The 21,016-nt window shown below is 70.7% G+C and carries 19 protein-coding genes and 1 pseudogene; 11 read left to right on the forward strand and 9 right to left on the reverse strand.

Features of this window, described 5'->3' with window-relative positions:
- The first annotated feature begins 4 nt into the window (after window positions 1-4).
- The 5 genes from ACQPY0_RS05330 (at window position 5) to ACQPY0_RS05350 (ending at window position 7,420) form a co-directional block, all read left to right on the forward strand.
- Entirely contained in the window at window positions 5-703 is a 699-nt protein-coding gene (locus ACQPY0_RS05330) for a glycosyltransferase family 2 protein (RefSeq protein ID WP_432985526.1), read from the forward strand.
- Between the two features lie 91 nt (window positions 704-794).
- Window positions 795-2,996: a S8 family serine peptidase gene (locus ACQPY0_RS05335; RefSeq protein ID WP_432985527.1), complete on the forward strand. Its 2,202-nt coding sequence runs from the start codon at window positions 795-797 to the stop codon at window positions 2,994-2,996.
- 41 nt (window positions 2,997-3,037) lie between these two features.
- Complete coding sequence (locus ACQPY0_RS05340; protein WP_432985528.1) at window positions 3,038-4,063, forward strand: Clp protease N-terminal domain-containing protein; 1,026 nt, start codon at window positions 3,038-3,040, stop codon at window positions 4,061-4,063.
- Between the two features lie 373 nt (window positions 4,064-4,436).
- On the forward strand, window positions 4,437-5,267 hold the full coding sequence (locus tag ACQPY0_RS05345) for a metallophosphoesterase family protein (RefSeq protein WP_432985529.1): 831 nt from the start codon (window positions 4,437-4,439) through the stop codon (window positions 5,265-5,267).
- Between the two features lie 74 nt (window positions 5,268-5,341).
- Window positions 5,342-7,420, forward strand: coding sequence for a carboxypeptidase regulatory-like domain-containing protein (locus ACQPY0_RS05350; protein ID WP_432985530.1), 2,079 nt, complete (start codon window positions 5,342-5,344; stop codon window positions 7,418-7,420).
- A 44-nt stretch (window positions 7,421-7,464) separates the two neighbouring features.
- Here ACQPY0_RS05350 and ACQPY0_RS05355 read toward each other — a convergent pair whose 3' ends face one another.
- The 4 genes and pseudogenes from ACQPY0_RS05355 to ACQPY0_RS05370 all read right to left on the reverse strand — a co-directional run bounded on the left by ACQPY0_RS05355 (window position 7,465) and on the right by ACQPY0_RS05370 (window position 10,553).
- Complete coding sequence (locus tag ACQPY0_RS05355) at window positions 7,465-8,880, reverse strand: S28 family serine protease (RefSeq protein WP_432985531.1); 1,416 nt, start codon at window positions 8,878-8,880, stop codon at window positions 7,465-7,467.
- A gap of 53 nt (window positions 8,881-8,933) precedes the next feature.
- Entirely contained in the window at window positions 8,934-10,085 is a 1,152-nt protein-coding gene (gene solA / locus ACQPY0_RS05360; protein WP_432985532.1) for an N-methyl-L-tryptophan oxidase, read from the reverse strand.
- Window positions 10,086-10,191: 106 nt separating this feature from the next.
- Window positions 10,192-10,383 (reverse strand): annotated as a pseudogene (locus tag ACQPY0_RS05365) (hypothetical protein); the annotation flags it as partial.
- The gene (locus tag ACQPY0_RS05370; RefSeq protein ID WP_432985533.1) at window positions 10,380-10,553 is read right to left on the reverse strand and encodes a hypothetical protein; all 174 of its coding nucleotides are present in this window, start codon (window positions 10,551-10,553) and stop codon (window positions 10,380-10,382) included. The pseudogene ACQPY0_RS05365 and the gene ACQPY0_RS05370, both read right to left, overlap by 4 nt.
- 281 nt (window positions 10,554-10,834) lie before the next feature.
- On the opposite strand from ACQPY0_RS05370, the gene ACQPY0_RS05375 reads away from it, so the two are divergent.
- Window positions 10,835-11,254 carry a hypothetical protein gene (locus ACQPY0_RS05375; RefSeq protein ID WP_432985534.1) on the forward strand — a complete coding sequence of 140 codons (420 nt, stop codon included), beginning with the start codon at window positions 10,835-10,837 and terminating at the stop codon, window positions 11,252-11,254.
- 47 nt (window positions 11,255-11,301) lie between these two features.
- Here the strand turns inward: ACQPY0_RS05375 and ACQPY0_RS05380 are convergent, their stop codons facing one another.
- Window positions 11,302-11,805 carry an endonuclease V gene (locus tag ACQPY0_RS05380; protein ID WP_432985535.1) on the reverse strand — a complete coding sequence of 168 codons (504 nt, stop codon included), beginning with the start codon at window positions 11,803-11,805 and terminating at the stop codon, window positions 11,302-11,304.
- Window positions 11,802-12,074, reverse strand: a complete 273-nt coding sequence (locus ACQPY0_RS05385) for a helix-turn-helix domain-containing protein (RefSeq protein ID WP_432985536.1) — start codon at window positions 12,072-12,074, stop codon at window positions 11,802-11,804. The genes ACQPY0_RS05380 and ACQPY0_RS05385 overlap by 4 nt, the downstream gene beginning before the upstream one ends.
- Before the next feature lie 36 nt (window positions 12,075-12,110).
- Between ACQPY0_RS05385 and map the strand changes: the two genes are divergently transcribed.
- Window positions 12,111-12,878, forward strand: a complete 768-nt coding sequence (gene map, locus ACQPY0_RS05390) for a type I methionyl aminopeptidase (protein ID WP_432985538.1) — start codon at window positions 12,111-12,113, stop codon at window positions 12,876-12,878.
- Here the strand turns inward: map and ACQPY0_RS05395 are convergent.
- Window positions 12,859-13,752: an NAD(P)H-binding protein gene (locus ACQPY0_RS05395; protein ID WP_432985540.1), complete on the reverse strand. Its 894-nt coding sequence runs from the start codon at window positions 13,750-13,752 to the stop codon at window positions 12,859-12,861. The genes map and ACQPY0_RS05395 overlap by 20 nt on opposite strands.
- Before the next feature lie 306 nt (window positions 13,753-14,058).
- On the opposite strand from ACQPY0_RS05395, the gene ACQPY0_RS05400 reads away from it, so the two are divergent.
- Window positions 14,059-14,682 (forward strand): hypothetical protein, encoded by a 624-nt coding sequence (locus ACQPY0_RS05400; RefSeq protein ID WP_432985542.1) that lies wholly within the window; start codon window positions 14,059-14,061, stop codon window positions 14,680-14,682.
- On the opposite strand, the gene tnpC is transcribed toward ACQPY0_RS05400, so the two are convergent.
- Window positions 14,683-16,131 (reverse strand): IS66 family transposase, encoded by a 1,449-nt coding sequence (tnpC, locus tag ACQPY0_RS05405; protein WP_432978941.1) that lies wholly within the window; start codon window positions 16,129-16,131, stop codon window positions 14,683-14,685.
- Between the two features lie 79 nt (window positions 16,132-16,210).
- On the opposite strand from tnpC, the gene ACQPY0_RS05410 reads away from it, so the two are divergent.
- Window positions 16,211-17,215 (forward strand): hypothetical protein, encoded by a 1,005-nt coding sequence (locus tag ACQPY0_RS05410; protein WP_432985544.1) that lies wholly within the window; start codon window positions 16,211-16,213, stop codon window positions 17,213-17,215.
- Between the two features lie 72 nt (window positions 17,216-17,287).
- Here ACQPY0_RS05410 and ACQPY0_RS05415 read toward each other — a convergent pair whose 3' ends face one another.
- Complete coding sequence (locus tag ACQPY0_RS05415; RefSeq protein ID WP_432985546.1) at window positions 17,288-17,686, reverse strand: hypothetical protein; 399 nt, start codon at window positions 17,684-17,686, stop codon at window positions 17,288-17,290.
- A 227-nt stretch (window positions 17,687-17,913) separates the two neighbouring features.
- Here ACQPY0_RS05415 and ACQPY0_RS05420 point away from each other — a divergent pair, with 227 nt between their 5' ends.
- The gene (locus ACQPY0_RS05420) at window positions 17,914-19,293 is read left to right on the forward strand and encodes a chitinase (protein WP_432985548.1); all 1,380 of its coding nucleotides are present in this window, start codon (window positions 17,914-17,916) and stop codon (window positions 19,291-19,293) included.
- Window positions 19,294-19,404: 111 nt separating this feature from the next.
- Complete coding sequence (locus ACQPY0_RS05425) at window positions 19,405-20,967, forward strand: methyl-accepting chemotaxis protein (protein ID WP_432985550.1); 1,563 nt, start codon at window positions 19,405-19,407, stop codon at window positions 20,965-20,967.
- Window positions 20,968-21,016: the final 49 nt, after the last annotated feature.

A 21,016-nucleotide genomic window follows, 5' to 3' on the forward strand; every position in this document is an offset into this window, starting at 1 on the left:
CCCCGTGAAGCTCTCCATCCTCATGCCGGTGTACAACGAGGAGGCGCGGCTGCCTGAAGCCCTCAAGCAGGCGCTGGCCGTGGACTACCCGTGCGAGATCGAGCTCGTGGTCGTCGACGACGGCAGCCAGGACGGCACGGCGGCGATTCTGGCGGCCGCGGACGACGCCCGGCTGCACCCGGTCACGCACCCCCGCAACCAGGGCAAGGGCGCGGCGATCAAGACGGCGGTGGCCGAGGCGACCGGCGACTACATGGTGATCCTCGACGCCGACCTTGAGTATGACCCGAACGACATCCCGCGGCTGCTCGACCCGGTCCTGGACGGGCGGGCCGAGGTCGTCTACGGCAATCGGACGTTCGGCTCGCACAGCTCCTTCTCGTTCTGGTACGTCATGGGCAACAAGGCGGTCACCACGGCCGCGAACATGCTGTACAACTGCTACCTCGGCGACCTCGAGACGTGCTTCAAGCTGATGCCGGTCGCGCTGTACCGGTCGCTCGCGATCCGCTCGAAGGGCTTCGGCATGGAGGCGGAGGTCACCGGCAAGCTGCTGCGCCGCAAGTATCGCCCCTACGAGGTGCCGATCAGCTACGCCGCCCGCTCGCGCGAGGAGGGCAAGAAGATCACGGCGATGGATGGGATCGAGGCACTGTGGATCCTGCTGCGTGAGCGGCTGCGCAAGCCGCCGAAGGCCGCCTGACGCATCGAGTCCTCTGAACAATCGAGTGGCCAGGAAAATCTGACCGATCGATTGAGTTACATCGGGCGAGCCCTGAGGATCATGGCTGCTCGTGACTGATTTGCGCCTGTTCCGGCGCTCCTCGACGATCCGGATCGCGGTCATGGGTGGGCTGGGCGTCGCCATCGCCGCCGTCGCCACCACCTCCGCCCTCGCGGGGCCCACCGGCAAAGCCCCGATCCCCGCCGGTGACCTCTCGCTCAAGCCTCACGCGCTCAACGCCGAGACGCCGGCCAAGGCGACCAGCGCCCCGATCCCGGTCGGCAAGTTCCGACCGGCTCGTACCGAGCCGGTCGCGGACAGTTACATTGTCGTGCTCAAGAACAGCAAGGCGAGCACCGCGCAGGTCACCCAGAGTGCCGACGGACTCACCCGTGCCCACCGCGGCAAGGTCGACACGGTGTACTCCAAGTCGCTGCGCGGCTTCACCACCACGATGAGCGAGGCCGACGCCCGGCGGCTCGCCGAGGACCCGGACGTCGCCTACGTCGAGCAGAACCGCTACGTGCACGCCAGCGACGTCGAGGTCACCAAGACCCCGTACTACGGCGAGGACAACCTCTGGGCCCTCGACCGTATCGACCAGGCGTTCCTGCCGCTGGACCACCGGTACCACTACTCGGGCGAGGCCCCGGGCGTGCACGTCTACGTGATCGACACCGGGACGAATCAGGACCACAGCGAGTACTCCGGCAACGCCGGGTTCAAGCAGAGCTGGTCGACCACCAAGTGGACGCCCGAGCAGATCACCAAGTGCGGCAACAGCACCGACGGCAAGGACGACTACGGGCACGGCCAGTTCGTCGCCTCCGAGATCGTCGGCCAGACCTTCGGCGTGGCCAAGCGTGCGCCGGTCGAGTCGGTCAAGGTCCTGGACTGCAAGGGCGAGGGCACCGTCGACGCGGTCATCGAAGGCGTCGAGCACGTCACGGCCACCGCGATCAAGCCGGCCGTGGCGAACATGAGCCTCGGGGCCGGCCCCAGCAAAGCCATCGACGACGCCGTCAAGGCCTCGATCGCCAGCGGCGTCACCTACGTCGTTTCGGCCGGAAACGATAACATCGACGCCTGTAACGGCTCGCCGTCGCGCGTGCCGGAGGCGATCACCGTCGGGGCCACCGACCTCACTGACTTCCGGGCCAGCTTCTCCAACTACGGCCCGTGCGTCGACATCTTCGCCCCCGGCGTGAACGTCGAAGGCGCGAGCATGACCAAGCCGGACGGCACCTTCAGCAACATCGGCTGGACCTACGCCAGCGGCACGTCGATGGCCGCCCCGCTCGTCGCCGGCGCCGCGGCGCTGCTGCTGCAGGCCCACCCGACCTGGACGCCGGCGCAGGTCCGCGCGGCCATCGTCGAGGCCGGCATCTCCGGCACCGTGCGCAACGCCGGCCCCGGCTCGCCGACCAAGCTCCTGCGCACCGGCGAGGCCCCGGCCGCCCCGACCACGTTCGGCCTGCGCGCCCACGCCAACGACCGGATCGTCACCGCCGACGGCGGCGGAACCAAGCCGCTCATCGCCAACCGGTACTCCGTCGGCGCCTGGGAGGGCCTGACCGTCGTCGATGCCGGCGACGGCGCGCACGTGGCGCTGCGCTCGGGCTCGAACGGCAAGTACGTCACGGCCGACGCGGCCGGCGCCCAGCCGCTGATCGCCAGCGGCTCCACCGTCGGCGCCGGGGAGAAGTTCACCCTGGAGCACAACGCCGACGGCAGCGTCAGCCTGAAGGCGGCGGTCAACGGGCAGTACGTCACCGCGGACAACGGCGGCAACGGCGCTCTGATCGCCAACCGCTCCACGATCGGCCCGTGGGAGGAGTTCGACCCGGCCGGCCCGTCCGCGGACGTGTTCATCGCGGCCCTGGCCAACGGGAAGGCGGTCACCGCGGACAACGGCGGCAACAGCCCGCTGATCGCCAACCGCAACGCGATCGGCGACTGGGAACAGTTCGACGTGGTCGACGCGGGCGGCGGGTACATGGCCTTCATCGCCCACGCCAACGGCCGTTTCGTCACCGCGGACAACGGCGGCTCCCGGCCGCTGATCGCCAACCGCACTTCGGTCGGGGACTGGGAGAAGTTCGCGTTCACCACCAACCGCGACGGCTCGTTCAGCCTGCTGGCCTGCGCCAACGGGCGGTACGTCACCGCGGACAACGGCGGCAACAGCGCCCTGATCGCCAACCGCACCGCGGTCGGCGGCACGTGGGAGCGGTTCGTGCTCTACTCCTACGACGAGCTGCTCAACATCTGACCTGCGGCCCAGGCCTCCCGCGCCCTGTGTACGGTGGCGCGGTGAGGTCTGAGCAGGAGGCGCTCGCGTCGGCGGAGGTCGTGGCCGGGCTGGCCCGCGCGGTCAGCCGGGCCTGGATGCTGCGCGAGCCGAGCATCAGCGCGGAGCGGGTCGCCGGGGAACTGCTCACGTTCCTCGGCGCCTCCGACGTCATCTGGCAGATGCTGCCCGGCTGGGGCGCCTCCGGCGAGGGGGTGCCCTACGCGCAGCAGGACGAGGTCGACGCCACCCTGCGGCTGGCCGAGTGGCAGGCCCGCCACCAGCTGCGGCGCCCGGCCACCGAGCCGCTGCCGGTCTGGGACCCGCGGGTGCGGGTCGGGCTCGCGCGGGCCTTCGCGGCAGCCGACGAGGAGCCCTCGATCCGCTACCTCGGCTTCAAGCTGTTCCTGCGCGCCCTGCTGGTCGAGTGCGCCTCGCCGGGGGAGTGGACCGAGTTCGTCCGCCGCTTCCACCTGCGCCCGGACGAGGAGTTCCTGGCCAACGGCTCGCCGCCGGTCGACGCGGCCGAGCTGCTGCGCACGGCCGCCCGCGGCGGTGCGATGCTGCCGGTGCTGCGCGGCGAGGCGGTGCGCCAGGCGGTCCGGGGCGGCTGCGCCCTGGTCGGGCAGGCGCACCTGGTGATGGCGATGTGCGCGCTGGAGTACGTCATGCTGCTGACCGACACCCGGCTCACCGACGACGTCGCGGCGTTCAACCGGGGTGCGGCGGTGCTGGCCGAGGCCGGGCTGGACTATCTCGACGTCAAGGACTTCGCCATGGACCTCTCGCCCGGCCCCGCGGTGGTGCCGAAGGAGGAGAAAGGCTGGCGGGCGGCGCGGGAGGACCCGCCCTACGGCGCCGACCTCTTCCACGCCGCCGGCGAGGCGGCACGGCTCGCGGCCGAGCTGGGGCACCGCCACGTCGGCTCGACCCACCTGCTCTTCGCGATCGCCTCGGACGGCGCCGGCCCCGGCAGCCGGATGCTGCGCGAGCACGACGTCGACCCGGCCGCCGTCGCCGTCCGCCTGGGCCGCGAGCTCGCCCCCTAAGGCCTGTTTCATAGCTCGTGGTTAGTGCTGGAGCTATGGAACAGTCCGGGGTGTGCGCCTCGTCGTTCCGGTGTGGTCCGGTGCAGTGGCTGCGCCGGGCTCATCCCGGGGTTGTCGAGGGCACCGTTTCCGGTATTTCGCCGAGCACGCCGGCCCCAGCCCGGCGTGGCTGGTGCTGCGCTGCGGCCGCCGCGGATCGGCATCTGGATGATGCGGTACCCGGGGCGGTGGTGTCCGGTTCACTCGGCAGGGCCCCTTGCGGCCCTTGGTGGTGCGTCGAACACCTTCAGAATACAGCCATATGGCCTCAAGTCAATCGGCCGTGGATCCGATGGCACGCCGCTACATCGTCAGCCGCAGGTAGGCTGCCAGCGTGACCGGGCAACTGCTGGCCATCAGCGACCTCCACGTCGGCTACGCCGAGAACCGCGCGCTCGTCGAGCGGATGCGGCCCACGCACGACGACGACTGGCTCATCGTCGCCGGGGACGTGGCCGAGGTGTTCGCGGACGTCGTGTGGGCGCTGGGCACGCTCAGCGAGCGCTTCGCGAAGGTGATCTGGGCGCCGGGCAACCACGAGTTGTGGACGCCGCCGAAGGACCCGGAGCAGTCGCGCGGCGTGGCCCGTTACGAGCGGCTCGTCGGCGCGTGCCGGGAGCTCGGGGTGCTGACGCCCGAGGATTCGTACGCCGTGTGGCAGGACCGCCTCGCGATCGCGCCGCTCTTCGTGCTGTACGACTACTCGTTCTGGCCCGCGGGCGCCGCCTCGACCGAGCAGGCCCTGGCCATGGCGCACAAGGCCGGGATCGTCGGCACTGACGAGGCCCTGCTGCACCCCGACCCCTACCCGGGGCGCGCCGAGTGGTCGCGGGCCCGCGCCGAGCTCACCGAGGAGCGCCTCGCCAAGATCGACGGCCCGACCGTGCTGGTCAACCACTTCCCGATCGTGCGCGAGCCGACCGACGTGCTGTGGTACCCGGAGTTCGCGCTGTGGTGCGGCACGACCCGCACCCGCGACTGGCCCACCCGCTTCAACGCCGAGGTCGTCGTCTACGGCCACCTGCACATCCCGCGCACCACCTGGCACGACGGCATCCGCCACGAGGAGGTGTCGGTCGGCTACCCGCGCGAATGGAGCAAGCGGCCGACCCCGCCCGGGCGGCTACGCCCGATTTTGTCCACTGTGGACGGATCCGGGCGGTAGGTCCGGCGGGGCCCCGGGGTGCCGATGGTTCGGGGAGGATCGATGCGCCACCCCAACCACCCCGGGAGCGCAGTTTGCGTAAGCATGCCCTGCGCCGTTCGCTGCTGTCCGCCGCAGCGACGGCCACGATCATCGGCGCCGTCGTGGTGCCGTCCGGCCCGGCCTTCGCGGCCGGCACGGGCACCGTCACCGGCCACCTGACCGACCCCTCCGGCCAGCCCCTCGTCAACGCCGCCGTCCACGTCTCCGGCTCCCAGACGACGGTTCAGGTCACCACGGACGCGAGCGGCGCATACACCGCGTCCGGCCTCGACGCCGGCAGTTACGCCGTGTCCTTCGTCCCGGCCGGCGCGCGGCTACGGCAGTACGCCCACCAGAAGCGCACGTGGGAGAGCGCCGATCACTTCGTGGTCGCCGCGGGGGCCACGGTCGTCGTGGACGACCAGGCGCTGGCGCCGGGCTGGATCACCGGAGCGCTGCACCAGCGTGACGGCTCACCGGCAACCGCGCACCTCACCGTCTACACCGGCGACGAGCAGATCATGGTCGCCAACGCGGACACCGCGGCGGACGGCACGTTCTCGCTCGAACTGCTGCCGGGCGAGTACAAGATCCAGTTCTACCGGTATCCGTCGATCGAGCAGTGGAACGGCGGCACCTTCACCTATACGTCCGCGGCCCCGATCGCGGTCGTGGCCGGGCAGGTGACGCCGCTGCAGGAGAGCGTGATCGCGACCGGCTCGATCGCCGGTCAGCTGCTCAAGGCCGACGGCACCCCGGCCGCCGGAGTCTCGGTCGGCGCGCGAACCCTGGACGACAGCGGCGGCAGCCACGCCACGACCACGGGCGCGGACGGCCGCTACCGCCTCGACGACGTGCCGGTCCGCGACGACTGGCTCGTCTCGTTCGGCGGGATTCTCAGGCAGTATGCCCACGGCAAGCTGTCGCCCGAGACGGCCGACCGCGTCGCGGTGACCGAAGGGCAGACGTCCACGGTGGACGACCAGCTGCTGCCGACCGGCTCGGTGCGGGTCATCGCGCACGACGCCACCACCGGCGCGCCGCTGTCGGGCTTCTGCACCTGGGTCAACAACACCAGTCTCTACGACTGCGCCGAGACCACTGAGGTGGTCCTGTCCAACATCTACGTCGGCACCTGGTACTTCGATGTCGGCCCCGGCGACGGCCGGCACTTCGACGCGTACAACAAGCCGGTGACGGTCGTCGCCGGGCAGACGAGCACCCTCGACGTGGCACTGGGCCTCGGCGCGACGCTCACCGTGCCGATGCTCGCGCGGGCCGGTGGGGCCGCCGCCGGCGGTTGCCTGCAGCTCGGCCGGGTCGGGGACCCCTTCCCCACCCGCTCCGCGTGCTCCGGCGAGGGGTCGGGCCCGATTGTTGTCGGGCCGCTGCAGCCCGGCACGTATCAGGTGTTCGCCGACCCGGGCGACGACGCGCTCGGTGCCCAGTGGGTGGGCGCGACCGGCGGCACCGGCAACCGTGACGCGGCGGCCCAGTTCACGGTGGCCGCCGGGGACCAGCTCACGATCCCGGCCGTCCAGCTCGACGGGGCGGGCTCGATCCGCGGCACGGTGACCGACGCCGCCACCGGCGCCCCCGTGCCCCACGCCTGCGTGTCGGTCGTCCCGCTGCTGCCGGGCTTCAACGGCGACGGCTGCCCGTTCGGGACCGCCGAGGACGGCACGTACACGCTGCGTGGCCTCGGCCCGTACGCGTGGCCGGTCGAGTTCGCCAAGCCCGGGTACCAGTGGCGCTGGTCCGGCAACAAGCCGAGCCGGCCCGAGGCCACCACCGTCACCGTCCGCGTGGGCAAGAACGTCAGGGCCAACATCAAGCTGCGCACCGGGGGCGGCACGGTCGCCGGCACCGCCCACGACGCCGCCGGGCATCCGGTCGACGTGGCCGTGCTGCCGTTCAACGCGGTCACGGGCGAGGCGGTGTCCTTCGGCGGGTTCGCGACCGGCGGCGGCGGATACTCGGTGCCGCTGCTCGCGCCGCAGCAGTCGGTGAAGCTGCGCTGGACCGCCGACGGCGGGCGCAGCGGCTGGGTCGGGGGCACGGACTTCGCCTCGGCGACGGCCTACCCGGTCAAGAACAACAAGACGACGACGGTGAACATCACCGTCTCGTGACGCGGCGGCCGGGGCCCGTGCGAGCGGGCCCCGGCCGGGTCTTCCTAGCGGTTGAAGTCGCGGTCGAGGGCCAGGTTGTGGTCGTCGAGCGACGGGATGTACGCCGACGTCCCCGATGCCGCGAAGGACGCCGCCGGTGGGGTCACGCCCGCCCAGCGCTGGACGGCGGCCGTGGCCTTCGCGGTCTCGCCGGGCTTGAGCGCCGCGATGTTCGCGCCGTGGTTGGCGCCGGCCGCCACGTACCACAGCGAGTCCCGGGTGAACGGCCCGAGGCGGAACGGCTCCGCGCCCCACGGGTCGTTCTGGCCGTACACGAACAGCAGCTGCGAGCCGGCGAACTTCACCCAGATGTCGACGTCGAGCATCGCCGTGGGCTGGAAGCGCGGCACGAGCTCGCGCGGGATGTAGGACTGGGCCCGGTCCTGGCCGCGGTAGTGCTGCAGGCCCTTGAGGTGCGGCAGCGAGATGTCCGGGTAGCCCAGCTGGTAGGAGGCCTGGTAGTAGTACGGGATGTAGGGGGTGAGGCCCTGATCGGTGTTGGAGTCGACCCCGTAGATGAGGTCGAGCCAGTCCCAGATGGCGTCGCTGGAGGCGGTCGCCGGGGGCACGCCGGCGCAGTCGTCGGCCAGGCTGTACTGCCAGAACGCCCACGTCGTGCCGTTGACCATGAACTCGAAGGCTCGGTCGGCGCCGCCGATGATCGAGAAGGTCCGCTGGTTCTCCTGCGCCCAGGCCTGGTAGCGCGCGACGAGCTCCGCCCGCCGGTGCAGCGCCTCGATCTGCACGCCGTCCAGCGCCGCCCGGCACTGCGCGGTGCCGACCTTGGTGAAGAACTTGTCGTACGCCGAGTCCTCGTCGTTCACCACGTCCTGCGGGGCCACGTAGGCCACGGTGCCGTCGACGTCGCCCGGGTAGAAGCGCCGATGGTAGATCGAGGTCATGCCGCCCTTGCTCGCCCCCGTTGAGATCCACTTCTTCGAGTAGATGGGCTTGAGCGCGGTCACGATCCGGTGGTGGTCGCTCGCGGCCTGCCAGATCGTCAGCTGCCGCTGCCAGTTCGGGGCCGCCGGCCGCGACGGCGTGAAGAACCGCTGCTCGACGGAGATCTGGTTGCCGTCGATGATCCGGGTCGGCTCGGAGCGGAACGCGTACTCGGGCACGTTGTAGCCGGTCGTGTGCAGCACCGTCGGCCGGTCCGTGCCCCGGTGCAGCAGTGTGAAGCGCTGCTGGAAGGTGCCGGCGCGCGGGTTGAGGTGGTCGACCGGCTGCTTGATGCTCAGGATGAAGAACCGGTAGGGTGCGGCGACCGGCTGCTCCGACAGCACGGTCAGCCCCGGGACGGCGGCGAGCCGGTCCCGGATGTCGGTCTCGGCCGCCGCCGCGGGCGCGGCCACCCCGACGATCCCGCCCATGCCGAGCAGCAGCGCGGCCGCGAGCAGCATCCTTCGAAGTCGGATCATGCGGTACCTCCACATCGAGACTTTCCGCTGTCTCGATGGAAGCTACCGGCGGATCAGTCCGCTTCGCCCCGCGCGAGCACCCTCGACCTGGGATCGAAGAGCGTGATCGGGTGCGCGGTCGCCCCGGTGGTGGCCAGGTCGGCGAGGATCTCCCCGACCACGGGCGTGAACTTGAACCCGTGCCCCGAGAACCCGCAGGCGATGGTGACCCGCCGCAGCCCCGGGTGCCGGGCGATCACGAAGTGCTCGTCGGGCGTGTTGGTGTACAGGCACGTCTTGGCGCGGATGAAGGTCTTCGCGGCGCGCGGGACCCGGGTGCGCAGGTAGTCGGCGATGAACGCGATCTCCTCGTCGCGGATGCCGCGGTCGATGGTCTGCGGGGTGGTCACCTCGCCCCGGCGGTAGAACGCGACCTTGACGCCGCCCTCGGGCCCGTCGAGCGCCGGGAAGCCGTACACCTGCAGCCCTTCCGGCCCTTCCCAGATGAAGATCGGCAGCCGCTCGAAGTCGCGGACATCGCCCTCGGGCCGGAACCAGAACTGCACCTGCCGCTCCACCACCAGCGGCACCCCGAGGTCCGGCAGCAGTTGCGGCGCCCACGCCCCCGGGCAGACGACCAGCTGACCGGCCTCGTAGGTCCCGCTCGCCGTCCGCACGCTGACGTGCCCCGCGTGCTCCGCCCAGGCGTCGACCGGCTCGTGAAAGCGCAGGTCGGCCCCGTGCCGCGCGGCGAGCGCGAGGTTGGCCTCAACCGCGGCCTCGGGCCGCAGCACGCCGGCGTTCGGCTCGAACAGCGCCACCTCGTCGTCGCGCGGCGTGAACAGCGGAAACCGCCGCGACACCGCGCCGGCGTCGAGCATCTCGTGGGGCAGCCCCCACTGCTCGGCGCTGGCCCGGCTCCCGGCCACGGTGGTGCGGCCGGGCGCGCCCATCATGAGCCCGCCGGTGATCGTCAGCAGCCGCTGCCCCGAGTCGCGCTCCAGCCGCTGCCACAGTTCGTAGGAGCGCAGCACGAGCGGCACGTAGTCGGCGCCCTCGAAGTAGGTCTGCCGCGTGATCCGCGAGCCGCCGTGACTGGACCCCTGCTCGTGCGCGGCCCCGAACCGCTCCAGCCCGAGGACCTTGTGCCCCCGCGCCGCCAGGTGGTGCGCCGCCGAGCTCCCCATGCCGCCGAGCCCGGCCACGATCACGTCGTACTGGGTCATCAGGGCAGCGTAAACGGGATGGCCCGGTGCGGCGCCGCGCGTCTTGGGTGCGCAGGAGGCGCGACACGTGGGACGGGTACCAGCGCGGCGAACCCGCGGGCGTGGGCACGCCGCCGGCGTTGAGCATGTCGCAGATCTCGCGCAGGCGGGCGCCCGCGGCGCGGGCCGCGACGACCCGGTCGAGGACCGCGTCCGGGCACCGGCGCGGGCGGCCGAGGCGCTGGCCGCGGGCACGCCGCTCGGCCAGGGCGGCGCAGGTGGCGTCGCTGATGCGGCGGCCGCGTTCGGCGGCGTTCATCGCGGACGCCCGAGCAGGTTCTCGAAGAGCTCGGCGGCCTCGCGGCGGCGGTCCGGGTCCGGGTGGAACAGCGCGACCGCCAGCGTGACGCCCGCGCAGCAGGCGTACGCGACGACGGCGGCCGTCACGCTCGGTCCGAGACCCAGCAGGTCGAAAAGGTTTCGCAGCACGATGTGCTCCCTGGGGATCGCGTGGTGGTGTCGATCGACGGGTGCATCGGGCTGCTCAGGCGGATGCGCCGTCCTCCCCGTCGCGTGGTGACCGGGGCCCCCATCGGGCCCGCGGGCCCGGTGCGGAGTGTCGGAAGCAGCATCTCCTTTCGCTGTCCCAAGCGTAGGCGGGCCCCGCCGTTTTCCGGGAAAGGGTCGTGGCACGTTTCCGGGATTCGGGCGACTGCGGTGGGTCGTAGCGTTGTTGTCAACAGGGACTTGCCAAGGGGATGGGGAATTCGATGAGCGACTTCGACGCTGGTGACACTGGTCACGACGTGGACTACGGGCACTACGAGGCCGGTCAGGAGCATCAGGGTCTGGACCAGCTGCACCAGGCGCACGGGTCGGAGGCCGACTACAACAACCAGTTCGGGGTGTACGAGAACGATCACCACGCCCAGGAGTCGACGGATTTCTCGCAGGGGCACCACGTCGAGTACGACCAGCCGGCGGCTGTGCACTTCGAGTCGGACGACTTCACGAACTACTCGCACGACGCGTCGGTTGATGACCACGTGTTCGTGGCCGAGGGCTCGGAGAACGCGCACCAGGCGGAGTTCGGTGAGCTCGACGCCCTGCAGTCGCGCTTCGACTCGGCGTTCGCCGAGGGCACCCAGGTCCACGGTGGCGAGGGCCAGTTCGGCGTCGCCGCCAACTAAAGCTCAAATGGAAGGGCCCGGCCGATTACGGCCGGGCCCCTCCGCGTTCAGCGCCCGCGCGCCAGCGCGTCGACCCTTCGCAGAGCGTCAGGCATTCGGTACGCGCCGCTCATGCCCGTCACGTATCGGGCGGCCTCGGGCACCGGTAGCCCGGCTGCGGTGACGAACAGCGGCTTCGTGGCGCCGCCGCGCAGGACCACGGCCGCGTGCGTCGCCGTGCGGAAGGACGTCTTGGCCACGCCGATCACCGGGATGCCCAGGGCGGCGTGCACGTGCGCGCCGAGGCCCGGGCGGCCGTCGGGGTCGAGGTCGACGTAGCCGTCGACGATGAGCATGCGGACCGGCTCGACGCCCTCGAGGACGGCGCGGACGGCCGGGAGCTCGCGCTTGTAGAAGCTTCCGGGCTCGTACGGCTCCGCCGAGTCGAGCCACACGACGCGCTCCACGGTCACCGTGAACCCCGGCAGGTCCCCGACGACGAGCGCGGCCCGCGCCCCGCCGGCTTCGGGGTAGTGCACGTCGACGGCGCCGGTGCGAATCGCGAGGGTCACGCCACGCGGCTCGTCGCCGCGGGCGCCCCGGCCGCCAGCGCCTCGGCCAGCGCCGACAGGTCGAGGCCCAGGACGCGGGCCAGGGCCGCCACCGTGAAGAACGCCGGCGTCGCGATCGCCCCGCGCTCGATCTTGCGCAGCGTGTCGAGCGAGATCCCGGCCTCGAACGCGACCGCCGCCGCGCTGCGCGACCCGCGCGCCTGCTGCAGCATTCGCCCCAGCACCAGCCCTCGGTGCCGCTCGTCATCGGTCAGCGGGTTCCGAACCATGTGGGCGATGATAATCCTGGTATTAGAATATCCGGTATGGTGGTGCTGAAGAGTGCGTCCGAGTTGGCGACGATGCGAGAGGCCGGCCGGGTGGTCGCCCAGACCCTGCAGGCCGTGAGCGAGGCCGCGCGGCCCGGGGCGACGCTGCTGGAGCTGGACGACCTGGCCCGCGAGATGCTGGCCGAGAAGGGCGCCAAGTCGTCGTTCCTGCACTACCACCCGTCGTTTGCCCCGATGCCGTATCCGGCCGTGCTGTGCCTGTCGGTCAACGACGCCATCGTCCACGGCATCCCGGACAAGCGCCGCCTGGAGCCCGGGGACCTGCTCTCCATCGACTTCGGCGCCCACATCGACGGCTACCACGGCGACTCCGCGGTCACGATCGGCATCGGCGAGATCGACGAGGCCGCCCAGCGCCTCTCCGACGCCTGCCGGCAGGCCCTCGACGCCGGTATCGCGGCCGCGGTGGCGGGCAACCACCTCGGCGACATCTCGCACGCGGTGCAGACTGTCTGCCGCGCCGCCCGCTACGGCATACCGACGGGGTACGGCGGTCACGGCGTCGGCACCGCCATGCACGAGGACCCGCACCTGCCCAACGAGGGCCGCCCCGGCCGTGGCCTGCCGCTGCGCCCGGGCCTGGTGCTGGCGATCGAGCCGATGGTCGTCGAGAGCGGATCGGACCGCCACCGCCTCCAGCGCGACGGCTGGACCGTCTCCACGGTGGACGGTTCCCGGGCCGCGCACTGGGAGCACACGATCGCGGTGACCGACGACGGCCCGGTCATCCTGACGGCGCTGTGAACTCCGCCCGCCGCGCGGCCACGAACTCCTCGACCGTCCTGGCCGGCTGCCCGGTCACCCGCTCGACATCGTCCGAGGCGCGGTCGTAGCGGTTCTCCCGGTGCAGCCGCGCCATCGTGGCGACATGCTGCTCGACAAGGGGCGGAAGGCCCTCGATGTGCCATTCTTCCAGCGGTACGTCGTGTGCCGTGACCTTCCGCCCGAGCGCCCGGGAATACGCCTCGGCCAGCCCCGCGAGGTCGAGCGTTTTCGGCCCCGTGAGCTCATAGATCTTTCCGACGTGCGGCCCCGGCTCTTTCAGCACGGTGGCCACGACCCGCGCGACGTCGTCCGCGGCGATCGGCGAGGTCCGCCCGGTGCCGAACGGCAGCTCCAGCACGGACCGCTCCCGGATCGACTTCGCGGCGAGCGTGGTGAAGAGCGGATTGTCGAGAAACGCGGTCGGCCGGATGTGCACGACGGGCAGCCCGGACCAGTCGAACACCCGCTCGGCCAGATAATGCAGCCGCTGCTGCTGCGATTCCCCGGTGCTGGTGGAAGTCATCTGCGAAACGGTCATCTGCGAAAGGCCCACGAGCGCGTCAAGCTTTTCGCGCTCCCGGGCCACGCTCGCGACAACGGCGGCCGCGAGAAGATGATCGGGGGAGACGGGCATCGCGAAGTACAGCACCCGGATCTGCCGAATCGCCTCGGCGACGCTCTCCGGCCAGGTCAGATCACCGACGACGACCTCAGCCCCGAGCGCCCGCAACCGATCGGCCCGCTCACCGTCCCGGTGCACCAACGCCCGCACCGGCACCCCGTCGGCCCGCAACAGCTCAACGATCCGCCGCCCGACCATCCCACCCGCGGCGCACACCAGCACACGTTCCATAGCCCACGCGCCCTACCCGGCACCGTCCTCGACAAACCCCGACCCGTGTCGGGTGCTGCGGCCCGCGCGGACCGCGGCGCGCTTCGGACTCGAGTGCCCAAGGCGACTCGAACGGGTGAAAAATCGAACCCCGAAGGACCCGGGCGTCACCCGGGCGCGCCGCTAGGAAGATTAGCCCCACGGCCCGGCCATCCCGGGCAACGCATGATGTGCACCAAAGATAAAAGCGGGAGCGGCCCTGGGGCGACTCCCGCTTGTTAGGTAGCACGAACACGAGTGTCCGTGCCTCTAGCGTAGCGTACGGACGTGCACCCCCAGCAAGCACACGTCGAGGCGATGGTCAAGGCGCGGCTTCTAGAGCTGTTCGACCGGCGCAGCCCATGGCACCGCAGCCTCTGGCAGGTCAGCACGCTCCTGGCCCTCGACGAGGTACTCGAGTATGCGGACGGTTACCGGAGCTCGAACGCCATATCGGACGAGGGGCTCGGCCACGTCACACGGTCCGCGCAAACGACCGTCAACCTTGATGAGGGTCTGGGGATGCCGAACATCCGCAAGATGATCTGCGATCTCCTCAAAGGACCCCACACTCGCAAGAACGGGACCGGGCTGGTCGTAACCGCGAATGCGGATTCACTGCGCGAGCTGGCGCGCAGATGCCGACCCGCATACCTCTCCCATTGGGCCGAGTTCGCCGGCCGTGGCGCCGTGACATCCGGCAACGTCGAGCTGATTTCAAGATCTGTTGCGGCATACCTTCTCGACTCCGGTTTTTCGGCCAACCACCTGCATGGATGGCTCCTGAAATCGATGGACCAGGATCCGGATGCCGGCCTCGCGGATGTCATCACGCAGGCACACACCATGAGCGAGAAGCCGCTTTCGGATTTCGTCGTAGTCGTACCGTTCGCCAAGCTGCCGCGTGACTGATCAGGTGGTGGCTGCGGCGGTGGGTAGCCAGGGATGGCCGGTGGCGAGTTCGGTGAGGGCGTTGATGATGTTGCGGCCGTGCGCGGCGGCGGTGGCGAGGTAGGAGCGGATCAGCGTGAATTGCTGGGCTCCGTCGAGGGTGCGTAAGCAGCCGGATACTTTCTGCCGGATTTTGACCATGCGGATCTGCCGCTCGGCGGTGTTGTTGTCGAACGGGGACCGCAGATCGGTCGCGAAGCGCAGGTAGTCGTCGATCCGGTCGCGCATCCGCCGGGCCAGGGCAGTCAGTTTCCGGCCGGTCTTGCAGGTCTCGTGCTGGTGGTCCTTGACCGCGACCAGGGCGGCCTGGCGGAACAAGCCGGTCTGCTCCGCGAGGAGCTCCGCGTCGATCCCGGTCCGGCCCGCAGCGCGGGCGGTGTCAGCGGCGGTCTTGAGTGCCAGCAGCGCGTCTGTCGCTTGTCCGGGCCACACCGCCTCGGGTGCCAGTTCGCCGGCGGCGGCAAGCTCGCGCAACAGATGCGCACAGCACAACTGGTGTCCACCCGGGGTGTAGGTGTCGTACGGGGCCCACGCGTCGTGCACGGCGATCCCGGTCATGCAACCCATGATCTGCCCGGCGTCGATCCCGGCCCGGCCACGCTTCGGATGGACCCATACCAGGGTGTATCTGCCGGTGGTAGCCACGTGCACCCAGTGCAGCCGCCCCGCGACCCGCAACCCGGACTCGTCGACATGGACCACGCTCGCGCTGCTGAGCGCGTCACGGACCTGATCGACAAACTCCGAATCAGCCAGGACGTCGCTGGCACGAGCGTGCGCGGCAGCGACCGCGCCGGCCGACATCGCCACCCCGAACAGATCCGCCATCGCCTGCGCGGTCCGCGCCTGCGCCCCGAACAACGCCTGCTGCAAATACACTGCGGCAGCCTGGGCCCGGGGCCCGTACTGCACCGGGGCATCGACCCCGTCCGGCGCCCGGCCCGCGGTGACCTGCCCGCACCCGCACCGGCGCGAGACAATCCGATGCTCGCTCACCCGCACCCCGATATCGGGCAGCTCGAACACCTGCCGCACCACCGTCGCGGCCAGCGGGGCACCACTCAGGTCATCACCGCACCGGCCGCAGCCGGCCGGTTCATGCGTGATGCGCTCGTGCGGGTCGGTGACCTGCCACAGCGTGCGGCCCTCATGGCCGGGCTGCCCGCCCGGGCGGCGACCCGACCGCTGCCGCAACGACCTCGGCACCGGCTTCCCCAGGCCGTCCGACGACGGCGGCTTCGACGAGTTCGACGAGTCCTGCCCGAGCCGGGCCCGCAGATCTGCGTTCTCCGCCCGCAACACCGCGTTCTCTTGCCGCAGCCCGCCGTTCTCACGCTCAAGCGCACCGATCCGAGCCTCCAACCGGGCAAGCCGCTCAAGCAGCTCCACGATGGACGGCGATCCGGACACCCGATCATGATCCAGCACAAACCACGCAGGTCAAGTCAACCCGCCGACCAACACCTGATCAGTCACGCTGCCGCAGGCCGTGCAAGAGGCGGCCAAGACCGACTTCCTGCCGTGGTCGGACCTGCGGGACCTTGCGGCGGGCGCGAATCAGCGAATGCCGTACCTGCGCACGGGGCCGGGAGCCCTGAGGTTCTGCGTCTCGGCGCGGGAGGCGTTCGCCGCGATTTCGGTCGTCGAGGACCGGGTCCGGCGAATGTCGGCCCGAATCGCGGTCGGGCTGCCGTCAGGAGCCATGGAACCAGCGAATGAGGTCCTGGTCGGCCGGGTCGGCGGGCCACTTCGGCGGAAGCCGTTCCAAAGTTGGCACAAGGAGGTTTTCGTACCGTCCATCCAGCGAAGCGGTCTGCTCTTCGTGACATCGCAGTCCGAGGTGGCCGACGCGATCGATGATGCCTTCGAACTCTTGGCCGGCGTGCAGACTTCTACCTCTTGGGCTTCCGTGGCGTCCGCATGGGCCGTTGTCGAAGGGCTCTTGAGCTCGCCCGACGAGTCGGGTGCCAGTGCCGCCGACAAAATGGCAGCGGTCGTGGCGTGCAGCTTTCCCCGCGCCGAAATGACCCAGCTGGCGGAGGTCGTCAGCCAGGACGACGGACCGGCTGGCGAGTCGCTGCGAAGCCGACCGACCGTTACCGACCGGCTGGACGTCCTCATGGCACTGATGAGCGACGGCGCCACTCTGCCCGTGGCCGGACCGGCCGATCTGGCGGCCGTCGGCCGCCTGAAGGCCATCGTGGCGGACAAGTCCGGCGTGCTGGAGCGGGTGCGCGGATACTGTTCCGATGCCTTCCGCCGCATGTACCAACAGCGCAACCTGGTCATGCACAAAGGAAGATCGGACTCGGTGGCCCTGCCTGCCACGCTGCGGACCGTTCCGGCGCTGGTAGCGGCCGGCGTGGACCGTCTGGTGCATGCCGGCTTTCAGGCCGCTGCGTCGACTCCGCAGGAAGTCGCGGCCCGGGCCTCGAATGAACTCGCTCTCGTCGGTCAGCCGGGCGGCAGGAAACTGTATCGGCTGCTCGACTGAATCACTGAGGGTGCAACGGAACTGGCCGGCCACCCCCTGCTCGGGGTGACCGGCCGTTGGGCTGGGTCCGGGTCAGTTGGCGGCGATGCCCAGTTCGCCCGGGCCGCCGCTGGAGTGCAGCTGCGTGCCCTCGGTGAAGGCGGCGTCGAAGCGCGACTGCAGCGCGTCCAGCTCCGAGAACTCGGCCTGGTGCGAGGACTCGCTGCCCTCGGCCGCGAACACGCGGTCGTCGACCTCGGTGTCGTGGGAGTAGTTCGTGAAGTCGGTCGACTCGTAGTGCACGGCGCCGGGGGCGTCGTACTCCACGTGGTGGCCCTGCGAGAAGTCGGTGGACTCCGCGGCGTGGTGGTCGGCCTCGTAGACGCCGAACTGGCTGTTGTAGTCGGCCTCCGAGCCCTGCGCCTGGTGCAGCTGGTCCAGGGCCTCGTGCTCCTGGCCCGCCTCGAAGTGGCCGAAGTCGAAGTCGCTCATGTGTATCTCCTGCGGGATGCGGGGTGCGGTGTTCGTTGACAAGAACGTTAGGACCGTGAGCAGCCAAACAAATCACCAAAACGTGCCACTGTACGGTTTGCGCCAGGTGGTGTAGCGGGACCTTAAGAACACTTGCGGGCCGCATCGATGAGGATGTACCTTCCCTGCACAACGCTTAACTTTGTTAACAGTTAGCGTCACGTCCGTACGTGCTCGTGGAGGGGTCCATGAAAAAGAGAACCCTGATCCCCCTCGCGCTGACCGCCGCCGCCACCCTCGGTGCGACGACCCTCGGCGTGATCAACGCGACGACCGCCAGTGCCGCGTTGACCAGCAACTGGTACGCCTCGGCGCCGTACCTGATGCCGTTCGACAACAGCCCGCCCGACGCCATCGAGGTCATGAACGCGACCGGGCAGAAGGCGTTCCAGCTGGCCTTCATCCTCGCGCCCAACGGCGGCGGCTGTACCCCGACCTGGGACGGCACCCGCCCGGTCTCCTCCGACACCGAGGCGGCCGCCCTGATCTCGCGCATCCGCGCCAACGGCGGCGACGTGAGCGTCTCGATCGGTGGTTACGGCGGCACCAAGCTCGGCCAGACGTGCGGCACCCCGGCCGCTACAGCCGCCGCGTACCAGCAGGTCGTCACCAAGTACGGGCTCAAGGCGATCGACTTCGACCTCGAGGAGCCGGAGTACGAGAACGCCGCAGCCGTGCACAACGAGCTCGGCGCCGCGCAGATCCTGCAGCAGAACAACCCCGGGCTGTACATCTCGGTGACCACCGCGGGTACTGCTGCGGGCACCGGCTGGTTCGGCACCGAGATGCTCAAGGACGCCAAGAGCCTGGGCTTCACGCCGAACAACTACTCGATCATGCCGTTCGACGGCGGGTTCAACGGGGCGTCGACGCAGACCAGCGCGCTCGAGGCGTTCCACGGCATCCTGATGAACACCTTCGGGTGGGACAGCGCCACGGCGTACGCGCACGAGGGCGTGTCCATGATGAACGGGCGCAGCGACGTCGGCGAGTACTTCCGCCAGGCCGACTTCCAGACCGTGCTGGACTACGCCACCTCGCACCACCTCGCGCGGTACACCTACTGGTCGGTGAACCGCGACCGGCAGTGCGCGGACCCGAACCAGTCGACCACGTCGGGCACCTGCAGCAGCGTGCCGCAGACGGCGTGGGAGTTCACGAAGTACACGGCCCGCTTCGCCGGCGCCACTCCGCCCACCACCAACCCGACCACCGGCTCGCCGACGCCGACGCCCTCGACGGGCACCTGCAGTGCGCCGGCCTGGTCGTCGTCGACCGCCTACACCGGCGGGGCGCTGGTGTCGTACAACGGGCACACGTACAAGGCCCAGTGGTGGACCCAGGGTGAGACGCCCGGCTCGGCGAGTGTCTGGGTCGACCAGGGCACCTGCGGCGGTGGCACCACGCAGCCGCCGACCTGCCCGCCGGCCTGGTCGTCCTCGACGGCCTACAACGGCGGGGCGACGGTCTCCTACGGCGGGCACAAGTGGACCGCCAAGTGGTGGACCCAGGGCGACATCCCCGGCAACAACGCGCAGAACGTCTGGACCGACAACGGCGCCTGCTGAGGCGCGCGCGGGGTGAATGAGGCCGCCGCCCGGCCGGGTCAGTCGGGCGGCGGCCTTCCTCATTTGTCGCGCCCTCCTCATGCGCCGCTGTTCGGCGCCGAATAGCAGTGCATGAAGGTCACCGTGGCACGGAAGCTCGCCGCGCTCATCCTGCTCGCCGCGCTCGGCATCGCCGGCACCGCCGTGGTGCTCGGGATGATCATGAGCGGGCTGGCGAGCCGGTTCACCGAGGTCGCCCAGCAGGACCACCCGTCGGTGCGGGCGGCCCTGGAGATGGAGGTCGCCAAGGCCTCCCAGGCCGACGACCTCGGCAGCTACGTGGCCAGCGGGGATCGGCAGTACCTGCAGCAGTGGAACGACGATCACGCCGAGTTCGCCAAGTGGCTCGCCGCCTATCGCGGGCTGGACGTCACGGCGCACGAGGTCGCCGTGCTCGACGACGTGACGAGCGCTGACACGCAGTACCAGAGCGAGGCCCAGAAGGTCGTGGCGCTGGCCGAGGCCGGCCGGACGGCCGAGGCGACCACGGCGTCCAACGACGTGCTCGGGCCGCTGGAGGACCGGATCGCCGCGGGCCTCGGCGAGTTGGAGAGCCTCAACGCCACGACGATCGCGGACGCGACCGCGGCCGGCGGGCGGCAGGTGACCCTCGGCCGGTGGATCGAGGTCGTGGTCCCGATCGTCGTCGTGGCCGTCGTGGCGGGGGTGGCCGCGGTCGTCGTCCGCGGGATCGTGCGGCCGTTGCGGGCCGCGGTGGCGGCGCTGGGGCAGGTGGCGGCGGGGGATCTCACCGGCACCGTCGCGGTGCGCGGCCACGACGAGCTGGCCGACATGAGCCGCGCCCTGAACGCGGCCACGGCGTCGATGCGCGAGACGGTCGACGCGCTGGGCTCGACCGCGAGATCCCTCACCGACACCGCCGGGGACCTCTCCCGCTCGGCCGGCGACACGGCCAGCAGCGCCGACGAGGCGAACCTGCAGGCGCAGACCACGGCGTCGGCGGCCGAGGAGGTCTCGGCCGGGGTGAGCACGGTGGCCGCGGCCTCGGAGCAGATGACCGCGGCGATCGGGGAGATCGCGCAGAACGCGAGCCGGGCCGCGCAGGTCGCCATGTCGGCGGTCGGCACGGCGGCGGAGACCTCGGGCACGGTGCAGCAGCTGGGCGTGGCCTCCGGCGAGATCGCCGAGGTCCTCAAGACCATCACGAGCATCGCGGCGCAGACCAACCTGCTGGCGCTCAACGCGACCATCGAGGCGGCCCGGGCGGGCGCGTCCGGCAAGGGCTTCGCGGTCGTCGCGGGGGAGGTCAAGGACCTGGCGCAGGAGACCGCCCGGGCGACCGAGGACATCGCCCGGCGCATCGAGTCGATCCGGACGCACTCCGGGGCCACGACGGAGGCGATCGCCCGGATCGCCGAGATCATCGACGAGATCAACGACTATCAGAACACGATCGCGTCCGCGGTCGAGGAGCAGACCGCGACCACCGAGGAGATCAACCGGTCGGTCTCGGAGGCGGCGGCCGGCACCCAGGTCATCGCGGCGAACGTCACGAACCTGGCGACCACCGCGCAGTCGGTCACCGAGGCGGCGAGCGCGTCCAGCCGGGCGGCCGAGAACCTGACCGCGATGGCGGGGCGGCTGCGAGTCCTGGTCGCGCGGTTCAACGTGTGACGACCCGGTGCGGCTCCGCTCTCAAAATTCACCGTACCAGATCGCTCCA

The sequence above is a fragment of the Dactylosporangium sp. CA-233914 genome (genome assembly GCF_050942935.1).
Lineage (GTDB): Bacteria > Actinomycetota > Actinomycetes > Mycobacteriales > Micromonosporaceae > Dactylosporangium.

Coding starts and splice junctions, on each gene's coding strand:
- ACQPY0_RS05355 (WP_432985531.1), bottom strand. CDS start 8,880: ATGATCCGACTTCGAAGGATGCTGCTCGCGGCCGCGCTGCTGCTCGGC.
- solA (WP_432985532.1), bottom strand. CDS start 10,085: ATGACCCAGTACGACGTGATCGTGGCCGGGCTCGGCGGCATGGGGAGC.
- ACQPY0_RS05375 (WP_432985534.1), top strand. CDS start 10,835: ATGAGCGACTTCGACGCTGGTGACACTGGTCACGACGTGGACTACGGG.
- ACQPY0_RS05385 (WP_432985536.1), bottom strand. CDS start 12,074: ATGGTTCGGAACCCGCTGACCGATGACGAGCGGCACCGAGGGCTGGTG.
- map (WP_432985538.1), top strand. CDS start 12,111: ATGGTGGTGCTGAAGAGTGCGTCCGAGTTGGCGACGATGCGAGAGGCC.
- ACQPY0_RS05395 (WP_432985540.1), bottom strand. CDS start 13,752: ATGGAACGTGTGCTGGTGTGCGCCGCGGGTGGGATGGTCGGGCGGCGG.
- ACQPY0_RS05415 (WP_432985546.1), bottom strand. CDS start 17,686: ATGAGCGACTTCGACTTCGGCCACTTCGAGGCGGGCCAGGAGCACGAG.
- ACQPY0_RS05420 (WP_432985548.1), top strand. CDS start 17,914: ATGAAAAAGAGAACCCTGATCCCCCTCGCGCTGACCGCCGCCGCCACC.
- ACQPY0_RS05425 (WP_432985550.1), top strand. CDS start 19,405: ATGAAGGTCACCGTGGCACGGAAGCTCGCCGCGCTCATCCTGCTCGCC.